The sequence below is a fragment of the Pseudoalteromonas sp. G4 genome (assembly GCF_028875915.1).
Lineage (GTDB): Bacteria > Pseudomonadota > Gammaproteobacteria > Enterobacterales > Alteromonadaceae > Pseudoalteromonas.
This window is the reverse complement of sequence record NZ_JAPEHW010000020.1, coordinates 40634-52004: the sequence shown is the minus strand read 5'-3', so window position 1 is coordinate 52004 and position 11371 is coordinate 40634. Positions and strand designations below refer to the sequence as shown.

Annotated in this window: 4 protein-coding genes and 1 other RNA gene; 3 read left to right on the top strand and 2 right to left on the bottom strand. The window is 40.3% G+C overall.

The annotated features are described in order from the left end of the window. Positions 1-1966, top strand: a 1966-nt coding sequence (locus tag ON073_RS08540; RefSeq protein WP_274761465.1) for an efflux RND transporter permease subunit, incomplete at its 5' end; no start/stop codon positions are given. A 332-nt stretch (positions 1967-2298) separates the two neighbouring features. Continuing rightward, positions 2299-5004, top strand: coding sequence for a TonB-dependent receptor plug domain-containing protein (locus tag ON073_RS08535; protein WP_274761464.1), 2706 nt, complete (start codon positions 2299-2301; stop codon positions 5002-5004). Positions 5005-5100: 96 nt separating this feature from the next. Here ON073_RS08535 and ON073_RS08530 read toward each other — a convergent pair whose 3' ends face one another. Both ON073_RS08530 and ssrS read right to left on the bottom strand, forming a co-directional pair. After that, the gene (locus ON073_RS08530) at positions 5101-10302 is read right to left on the bottom strand and encodes an ImpA family metalloprotease (protein ID WP_274761463.1); all 5202 of its coding nucleotides are present in this window, start codon (positions 10300-10302) and stop codon (positions 5101-5103) included. Between the two features lie 146 nt (positions 10303-10448). Continuing rightward, positions 10449-10631: non-coding RNA, 6S RNA (gene ssrS, locus ON073_RS08525), on the bottom strand. A gap of 176 nt (positions 10632-10807) precedes the next feature. Here ssrS and ON073_RS08520 point away from each other — a divergent pair. After that, complete coding sequence (locus ON073_RS08520; RefSeq protein ID WP_274761462.1) at positions 10808-11368, top strand: UPF0149 family protein; 561 nt, start codon at positions 10808-10810, stop codon at positions 11366-11368. The last annotated feature ends 3 nt before the right edge of the window (positions 11369-11371 follow it).

The window sequence follows — 11371 nt, the reverse complement described above, 5'->3', positions numbered from 1 at the left end:
ATTCGGGTTTATTTTGGTGCTGGGTATTGTGGTTGATGATGCCATTGTCACCGGCGAAAATGTTTACACTCATTTAAATAGCGCTGAATCAGGCGAAGAAGCTGCAATTAAAGGCACGCAAGAAGTGGCAACTCCGGTAACCTTTGGTGTGTTGACTACAGTTGCTGCTTTTTTGCCGCTGGCGTTTATTGATGGTGCCCGTGGCGCGTTATTTGCGCAAATCCCTGTCGTGGTCATTCCTGTATTATTAATGTCGTTGGTTGAATCAAAATTTGTACTACCGGCTCACCTTAAATATCTAAAGCTCAGAAAAGAAAAAGGCAAAGTAAGTAAATTCAGCCAATTCCAACAAAATTTTGCTGATGGCTTTGAGCGCACTATTTTTAAATACTATCGTCCATTATTAAATAAAGCGGTTAGCCACAAAGGTGTCACGGTTTCTTTATTTGTTGCTGTGTTTTTTATTATCTTGTCTCTTATTATGAGTGGTTGGACGAAGTTTATTTTCTTCCCGCGAATTCCAAGTGAAACAGTGCGTGCAAATCTAACCTTGCCAACGGGAACTCCTTTTGAAGTCACCTCTAAATACATTGATTTGATGGCAGATAAAGCCGAAGTATTACGAGAAAAATACCGTGATGCTGAGACCGGTGAAAGTGTCATTATAAATGTGTTGGCAACTACAGGTGGCCGCGGTGGCGCAACTAACACCGGTGGGGTACGATTTGAGATCACACCGCCAGAGTCCCGTACGCTTGATATTGGCTCACGCGAGTTAGTGTCGGAATGGCGTGGTTTAATCGGGCAAATTCCAGGAGCTGAAAGTTTAACGTTTCGTGCTGAAATTGGTCGCTCAAGCGATCCCATTGATGTTCAATTAACTGGAATGTCACTGACCACTTTGCAAGAAGTTGCGGATCAAGTGAAGAAGCAACTTGCGACTTACCCAACGGTATTTGATATTGCTGACAGCTTAAGTGATGGCAAAGAAGAGTTGCAGTTAGAGCTTACAGCGCAAGGCAAAACCCTTGGTTTAACTAGAACAGACGTGACTCGCCAAGTGCGTAATGCATTTTTTGGAGTGCAAGTACAACGAATTCAACGTGGCCGAGATGATGTTCGCGTTATGGTGCGTTTACCACTTAATGAACGAAGCTCGCTTACTACGTTAAACTCGTTATTAATCAATACACCAAGTGGTGGTCAAGTACCTCTTAACCATGTGGCAACACTGACGCCAGGACAAAGCCCGTCGAGTATTTACCGTATTGACCGTTACCGTACTGTAAACATTACTGCTGATATTGAAAAAGCAAATACCAATATGACTGTGTTACAGGCCGAACTTAAAGATTTTCTTGACGGTTTAGTCGCTAAATACCCGGGTGTCCGTCACTCCCTTGAAGGTGAAGCGAAAGAGCAAAGAGAATCATTTAGCTCACTTGGTTGGGCGCTCATTTTTGTGTTTTTTATTATTTATGCATTATTGGCTATTCCCTTTAAATCGTATATTCAACCACTTATTGTAATGAGCGTAATACCGTTTGGCATGATAGGTGCGGTGCTTGGACACTGGATTATGGCGATGGAGCTTACCATTATGAGCTTACTTGGAATGCTCGCCTTAATTGGGGTGGTAGTAAATGACTCATTAGTGTTAGTTGATTACATTAACAAACGTAGAAAAGAGGGCTTTGAACTAATGGATGCGGTATTAACCGCAGGCGTGTCACGCTTTAGGCCTGTAATGCTTACTAGTATTACCACCTTCTGTGGCTTAATGCCGTTATTATTTGAGCAGCAAACGCAGGCACAGTTTTTAATTCCAATGGCAGTATCGCTCGGCTTTGGTATTGTTTTCGCCACGTTTATAACCTTAATTTTGGTGCCAGTTAACTACTTGATTGTTGAAAAGTTTAAAACCAGTTACCGAAACTTGACGGCGGCAAATGAGCAAGCTGCCTAAAGATTGATTTTCCCACACCAAAAGGAGCTTAGGCTCCTTTTTTCGTTTTTTTGCATTAAAATTTTTCTTCTTCTAAAAATTTTCTGATTACATTAGGTCACAATTCTAAGTCTATCTATCTGATAATTAAGTATTAAAAACTATTTTCCGTCATTTCTTATTAATATTTTGTATACAAAAGTGTAAAAAATTATTTATTTATGTAGAAAATATACAATATATTTTATATAAATAAGATTGTGTTATGTACTCTCACTTAAATAACACAATTACATAAATTATTTTAATAAATGGCGAGCATTATAATGAAATCACATTTTTTGGGTTACCAAATGAATTTTAAAAAGGCGTTACTTCCATTAACTATTTCTTCCCTCTTACTTGGCGCACCTGCAATTAATGCGGCAGAAGAAGAAGCTGCAGCACAGGTTGAACGTATTGCAGTTACTGGCTCACGCATTAAACGTGTTGATATGGAAGGCGCATCACCGGTTATTTCAATTACAGCTGCAGATATGGAATTATCTGGTTTTTCGACAGTAAGTGATGTGTTACGTAACTCTACATTAAATAGCTTTGGTTCGTTTGGTGGTGCATCAAACAATGGTTGGAGTTCACAGGCGCAAGTTGCACTGCGCGGTGCGGATTCTCGTCAAACATTAGTTTTAATTGATGGTGTAAGACTGACAAAGTCGCCTGTTACTGGTGGTTCAGCTAACTTAAATATGATCCCAACTGCGGCAATTGAGCGCATCGATATTTTAACTGATGGTGCGTCAGCTGTGTATGGTTCAGACGCGGTTGCAGGTGTAATTAACGTTATTTTAAAACGTGATTATGAAGGTGCTGAATTCTCTGCAAAAGTAGAAACACCAGATAGCATTGATAATGGTGATTCACAGCGCTTTACTCTTACAGCAGGTGGTTCTTCTGAAAAAAGCTCGTTTGTATTTGCTTGGGAACACTACAAAGAAGAGCAAGTACTATATGCAGATTTACCTTATGCAAAAGCACAGTTAAAAGAAGAAGGTTTAGACCCTCGTTATATTGATAACTGGCATGGCATTAGTTCTACAGGTAGATCATTAGAGCAGTGGAGCAATGGTTGGGTAACAGAATCATTTAACCAAGAAAATAATTGCGATGTTTACAACGGCCAAGGCTCAGGTACGTTTATTGGTCAATTAAGCCGTCTTTCTGATGAAAGCTATTCAATTTGTGGCTACGATTGGACACAGGCAGCCCAAGTGCTTCCTGAAACGCGTCGTGATTCTGTCATGGCTAATTTCACTTACTCACTTACTGAAGACACAACTATGTTTGTACGCGGTATGTGGATGAATCAAAACACCGTTGATATTTCAGCGGGTGATCCGGCTTGGTTCCCGGTAGATGATGCATTACCTGGTCGTACTATTACCACATCAGACGGTACCACCCTTAACTTAACACCAGTAGAAGCGGGCGGCTGGTTTGGCTACCGTATGAATTCTGCAGGTGACCGTACCGCAGATCACAATGATAACTCACTTGATTTAGCAATTGGCTTTGATGGCAGCTTCGGTGATGTATATTGGGACTTAAGTGCTAACTATGCACGTTATGATGCATTTACTTGGGGTACTAACTATACCAGTACACCTCAGCTATCAAGCTCTGTAGGTGGTTTTGATGCGGATGGCATTTGGCAAGGTTGGGATCCACGCGACCCAGAGTCTCGTCCACCAGCATCAGTTTCAGCTAACTTTGATAAGTTCCGTCGTTCAAGTCAAACCGCGGTTCGTGGTGGCTTGCAATTTGACATCATTGAATTACCTGCAGGTGCTATGTCTACCTACATTGGCGCATCACACACGCGTGAAACTTACTACAGCAAAATCGATGGACAAGCTGAAGCTGGTAACGTAAGTGGTGGTAACGGTGGTAGCGGCGGTGTTGGTTCGCGCACAATTTCAGCAGCATTTGCCGAACTCGCTATTCCTGTGATTGAGGGAATGGAAGTTAAACTTGCCGGTCGTTTTGACGATTACAGTGATTTTGGTAGCACGTTTAACCCGCAAGCAAATATTAGCTATCGCCCAGTCGAAAGCTTATTACTTCGTGCATCAATCGGTACTGGTTTCCAAGCGCCACTATTAACAGATTTATACAGTGATGTAGTACGCGGCTATGCTGAAAATGAAGTGAATTTTATTGGTTGTTACCGTGATAGCATTAGCCTTGATGAATGTGATTACCGCACTGATTATTGGGCAAGTGCAGGTGGTAACCCAGATTTAGATCCTGAAGAATCAGATAACACCAATTTAGGCGTGGTATGGCAATTCTCTGATGGATGGTCGCTTTCAGCTGATTACTGGACACTTGATGTGGAAGGTCGTGTAGATACTATCGATCACGAATTAATTCAGATTATGCAAATTCAAATTTGGGAAACCGAAGGCCAAAATGTAGCAATCTCAGATCGTTTACCAGGGGTTGATATTCTTTATCGTGGCGACAATATTTCTGAGATTATTAGCCCAATGACGAATGCTGGTGTGCGTGAAAGTGCAGGCCTTGATATGACATTAACAGGTCAATTTGATTTTGACGCAGCAGGCTCGCTAGATTTTGACCTAAATTGGTCACACATGATTGAGTACAAAACTAGCTTTATTAATGAAGAAGGTGCTGTAGAGCTTGGCGTAGATGAACTTGGTGAAGTATACCGTCCACAAGATAGAATTAACGCGAACATTACATGGTCGATAGATGACCATGCGATTAACCTTTATTCATACTATATCTCATCTCAAGAAGATGCATATTTTGATGAAGATGGTGAAAAGCAAGTAACTAATGCGCTTGAGTCATTTACGGGTCATAACCTTACTTATACTTACAACGCACCGTGGGATGCAACTATTTCTCTTGCAGCGTTAAATGTATTAGATGAAGAGACACCGCGTGAAACAAGTTCACCACGTGAACCTGTATTATCTTTATACGATGTGCGTGGTCGCGTATTTACACTTAACTACACGCAGCGCTTCTAAGTTAAACCGAGTTAAAACTTACGATTTCCCTGAGTAAGTTAAGCAAAGCCCAGTTATTTAACTGGGCTTTTTTTGTTTTTATATTACACGTGGAGGTTAGTTATGCGGCCAAACTTGTTTGCCATCTATAGGCAATGACGACTGCGTTAAGCTTGTGCAATAGCCAGTACCCGTGCTGGTATAAAACACCTCAGCAAGCTCTTTAAAGCCATTTGACTTTACTTGCGTTTTAGCAGTGTCTGATACTGTGAAACCGTACATGGTGAACCAAGTGGTTAAATCTAACTGGGTTATATTACTAAGCGAAATATAAAGCCAATCGTTACGCGAAATAGTAGATACTGCTTCACGCGAATAATTGGAAAAACCAAGGCCACTCTTTTTGGCTGCCCATGTGCTATCTGAATCATCTGCACGATAAAACTCACGTTCCCAAATATGCAAACGAGGGTAGAGGAACCAACCGTTGTTAATTGTGTTTTCAGCCTGTGCCGCCATCATCAGTTGTAAATAAATTGCGTGATGTTCAGACCAGCCTTTAGTTAAATTCGCTTGCATGTAAGCAATTGGATCTGCCTCAAGTTTACTTTGCTGAAGTGTATTAAACAGTGTTTCAAACGGTAAACTTTGACAACTTGCTGATTCCCCTGTGTCGTCTTCATAAATTGACTTACTGAAGTATGAATAGAAGTTGGTATTTGAGTGGCCACCATAGCCTTCAAAACGCATGCTGCTGCGCTCAATACCATGGCCAAGCTCATGTAAGTCGCCATGACCTGTAGGGCTGAAGTTCCAGCCAGCATCATAAGGATTTCCGCTACAGCCCCAGCCACAAGTTGGTTGGTCGGCATTCATATGCTTTACAATATCAATAGTATCTACATCGAGCCCGCGAGCGGTTACAAAGTCGTGTATTTCTGGTTCTACATCAATTCCAGGTCCTTTAAAGCCAGCTAATACATGTACTAAGTTATGAGTGTAGCGTGATGTTGCATTGGCAAAGTCGGATGCTACAGGCCAAATACTGCCCGCTAGCGATGCTTCTAATTTTGTGAGTTTTGAATGTACTTCAAAGCCAGGAGTAGCAATTTCTGCCCAGTCATAATCACCACTTGCCATACGCTCGGCAAATATAGCGTCATCATCTTTGTTGCGCCAATGAGGGTGACGACCAATATGAGTAAAGCTAAAACTTACCTCTACGTCTTTTTTATCAAATGCAATTTGAATTGGCCCGCCGTAGCTTGATGTAAGCGTTACCGACTCATTTGGTTTTACTTCGATTCTTTGTGTTTGTAATAAATAAGGGCGATTATATTTGTTTTCATTAAATATGTGGGTTGCACCTGTTCGCAGCGTATTGATAAAAATATGGGTTGAAACTGCTTGGCTATCAGTGCGCGTTACCGTAAATGATTGCCCTGGGATGGCATAAACTCCCGCTGAGCGGAAATAAGGTTTTGCTGTTAAAGAAATTGCAGCGTGTTCAGGTGTTATATGGCTGAAATCCGAACGGCTAAAGTTACCCATATCAGGCTGAATAGGATTAATATCACGCACATTATAAACAGCATAATCGGCGTACAAGGATTTAAAGAATGAAACGGTATCTGTCGCTATTTTATCCATAGGAAAGCTCACCGTTTGACGATAGTGGTCGGCAAGTAAAATCAGCAACTTGTTTAAGCGATAGTCAGCACTTTTGAAAATATTGCGTTTTTCACTATCAAACCCATTAAACATGGCTTTAACAACATCGGCGCCAGCAAAAAACTCGTTATAAGTATTCGAATTATCAGGGCAGCTGCGTGTTTCGCAGTTAGATAAGTCGACATTAAACACGCCTGTTTTGAAGTTGTTTAACAAAGTGTTTATCGCCTGCATATCGTTTGGCAGCGTATTAAATACAGTACTTGGGTTAAAGTCGTCTAAATAGAGTTTCCACCAGTAATTATCATTTTTATGGCTGATATTAAGTAACTGCAACAGTTTGCGGCCGTGTTCACCAATGCCACCATCGTACTGTATGTATATTACAGGGATATCTTGTTCAAGTGCCGAGCTAACCGCATCTAAAATTGCTTGTTTGTCATCACCATCACGCACCCTGCGAGAAATGATAATCAAATCGGGCTTAGCAGCAATACACTGAGCCAGTTTAGTGCCATCGCAATCACCTGCTTGGTTGTAAGAAACATTACTGTAGTTATTATCAAACCACGCGCGCGTTAAACTGCGGTCTCTGAACCAATAACTTTCATCTAACTGACTAAGCACCACATTAAATTGGCCTTTAGTGGTTGTGTTAGTTTGAGTCAGCCAATCAAAGGTGTTTGTCATAAACTTGATCATTTGATCGTTTACGGCGTTTCTAAATGGATTGCCACCGTAAGCGATGTATCTTCCTGATGTTGGCGTTTTACTACCTGCTATTGCGATTGGTAATACTCTATCTGGTCCGCCAGATTGGTTAGAGCTGGTGGTATAAAGTACAGTATCGTTAAACGGATATTGACCTTGTAAAATAGCCGCATCATGGGTTGGATCCCAGTCAATAGCATCTAATACATCGCCTTGGCTATTTTTCTTAAAGAGTTGTGATTTTATATCGTTAAATCGTGCTTTATGTGACGATAATTCGTTTATTGCAGCGTTTAAAATGGTGTCGCTTTCTTTTACAACCAATGCATTGCCGGTTTCAATGGCAATGGTAAGCCAACTTTTCTCGGTTGTTAAAATAAGTGATTGTGAATTGCTCTCTTTACCATCAGACAGGTTAAATTCAAGTGTTTGATTGCCAACGCTGTCGTCTTTAGGTGTTCCTGATAACACCAAAGTACTGGTGTTAAAACTAAGCCAGTTAGGTAAATTATTAGGTGTTATTTCTACACTGTCATTGTCGTCATCTTTTACTTGAAGCTGTAAACTAAAGCTTTCATCCGCGCGAGCTGAAGCTTGCGATGTAACTAAAACGGGTAAGTTATTAGCCGCATCTACAGTTACAGAGAAGGTTAGAGAGTTTTCGGCCTTGCCATCACTTACTGCCAAAATAATGTTTTCAAACGTACCTACATGCTCATTTTTAGCTGTGCCTGATAACTTACCTGTATTTGCATCAAGGTTAAGCCAAGCCGGTAAGTTAGATGTTGAAAAAGTCAGCTTGTCACCGTCATTATCTTTAACCGTTGGTAAAAACTCATATGCAATGCCGACAATAGCATTTTTCGGCGTACCTGAGATTTCAGGTGGGGTATTTGTAATTGGCGCTTTATTTACAGTAATGCTCACCGTGAGACTAGAAGAAGCTTGCGCATCGCTAACAGTGATTTCGATGTTTTCAAAGGTGCCGATATCGTTAGCGGTTGGTGTGCCAGTTATTTCACCATTAATAGTATTAAAACTTGCCCAGCTAGGCAGATTTTTAGCACTAAAGCGTAAGGTATCGCCATCCGCATCGCTAGCTGTGGGAATAAATGAGTAAGGTTTATTTTCTTCAGCATTTGCTGGGGTGCCCGATATTACCGGAGGATTATTTATAACAGGTGCTTGATTTACAGTAATGCTCACCGTGATGCTAGCAGAAGCTTGCGTATCGCTAACAGTGATTTCGATGTTTTCATAGGTGCCGATATCGTTAGCGGTTGGTGTGCCAGATATTTCACCATTAATAGTATTAAAACTTGCCCAGCTTGGTAGGTTTGTAGCACTAAAACGTAAGGTGTCACCATCCGCATCGCTAGCAGTTGGAATAAATGAATAAGGTTTATTTTCTTCAGCATCATCTGGTGTGCCAGATATTACAGGGGGATTATTTATAACAGGCGCTTGATTTACAGTAATGCTTACCGTGATGCTTGAAGAAGCTTGCGCATCGCTAACAGTGATTTCGATGTTTTCAAAGGTGCCGATATCGTTAGTGCTTGGAGTGCCAGATATTTCACCATTAATAGTATTAAAACTTGCCCAGCTTGGTAGGTTTTTAGCACTAAAACGTAAGGTGTCGCCATCCGCATCATTGGCAGTTGGAATAAATGAATAAGGTTTATTTTCTTCAGCATCAGTTGGTATGCCCGATATTACAGGAGGGTTATTAACGGGCTCATTCTCAACAACTGATACTGAAAATGTATGAACAGTCTCTAACTTACTATCACTTACTGTAAGTTTTATGTTGTTATGTAAGCCAATATTTTCATTTGCAGGCGTACCGCTCAGTGTTGAGCCTTCTTCATTAAAACTAAGCCAATTTGGTAAGTTTTCAATTTGATAAGAAAGCGGATCATTTTCCTTATCACTAATTTCAAATGAATAACTGTAAGCTTTATTAACATAAGCTTTTGTTGGTGTGCCAATGATAACCGGCGCTGTGTTATTTGCGTTAGGATTGACTACTGTAATGTCGAAAATTCCGTTATTACTGTATTCACCATCAGAGACAGTTATTTTTATATTTGAATGAAGTCCAACATGTTCAATCGTTGGTGTTCCACTAACTTCTCCGGTATTTGTATTAAAGTTTAGCCATGCTGGTGCATTGTTAATTGCCATAGCAAGCACATCATTTTGCGCATCAGTTATATTGGGTGTGTAAGTAAACTCTGTATTAATTACCGCTGTTTGATTTATGACTTGGATCTGCGGTGGGGTATTGACTGTTGAACCTTCTTTCACAGTAATGTCAAAATTAAACTCAACCTCATTTATTCCATCGTTTACTGAAATAGTGATATTTTGATATGTGCCTAAATCCTGCTGTGTGGGTGTGCCGCTAAGATGCGCATTTGTAATATCAAAATCAGTCCATCTAGGTGCATTCTCAATGGCAAAACTTAAAACATCATTCTCTTTATCAATGACTGAAGGTGAAAAACTAAAGTCTACGCCAACATATGCCGTTGGAATTTGCCCTGAAATACTTGGTGCTGTATTGGTTTCTTGTGCATTAATGACCTGTAAACTGAATGTATAAGTTGATGATGCTTTGCCATCAGAAACAATAAGATCAAAGGTGACACTGCCTAAGTCAGCTTCACTTGGAGTGCCCTGTAGTATGTTGTTACTAAGGGTTAACCAATTAGGTAAATTTTTTGCGCTTAAGCTAATAGGATCGTTATCTTTATCTTCAAGTTGAGGCGCAAATTCAAAGGCTGCACCTACATATGCATTTGCTGGCTCTCCAGATAAGGTCGGAGCGGAATTAAAAATGATATTAGTATTTTCTTCTGCGCTGTCACCACCGCCACAGCCTACTAAGGTAAAGGCTGTAAATACTAAAAATAGAGTATTAATGTAGTTCATTGTTATTGTTGTTAATTTTGCATTGATGTTGAGTATTAACTCTAACATTTAGCAATAACAAACAGAATCACTAAAAAGTCGGTAATTAGACTAATATTCAAAAAATTAGCAAAAGGTGATTGAGGTGATATTGGAAGTAGAAAGCAGGTGTTCCCAAAAGTGCGGTATCAGGTGTCAGCCCTTGAACCCTAAGGCTCAAGGCGGAGCGCAGTTAGTTACCGTAGGCTTCTCGGTACATGCCGAGCATGCGCAATAGCAATCTGAACTGAGTTCCTAAGAAAAGTTTATCGGCTCAGGGACGTAACCTTTCTCCAACACTCGAGGGAACATCTTTATTATAAGAAATATTGCCAAGATAACTAGTTAAAATCTGTGATTGTTTGATCAAGTGCAGTAAAAGTATTCAAATTGTTTTTGTTTTAAACAGTTTAGGCTAAAACAATGGCGTGAATAGGGCGTCAGTGTTAGCATTATCACTGAACTACAGCAATTTAAATAGCGCGTTATGTCACAAGATTATCAAGCAACTCAAGTTACTCTCGAAGAGAATGAATTATTTATTATGCCTAGCGAAGTGCATGGTGTAATTACCGGTTTACTCGCATGCGGTATTGATATTGAAGACAAAGAATACCTAACGATTTTAAGCGATGTGTTTAATGACTGTATTGCATTTTCAGGCGAACTAAAAACGTTGTTAGTTGGTTTTTATAGCCAAATTCGCAGCACTTTAGATAATTGCGAACTGCAATTTGAGTTATACCTTCCAGATGAAGACGAGTCACTTCACGACAGAGCAAACGCGCTAGTTTCTTGGGTGTCGGGCTTTTTATTAGGCTTTGGCCTTAAGCAAAAAGACTATGGCAAACTATCTAATGAAGTAAAAGAAGTAATTCACGATTTCACAGAAATAAATCAAATGGATACTACATTTGATGAAACGGAAGAAGACAAACAAGCATTTCATGAAGTAGTTGAGTATGTGCGCATTTCAGTACATTTATGTTTTGCTGAGCTTGGCAAGTCAGTACAACAAAACGCCGCAATTAATACCACCATTCATTAAGCA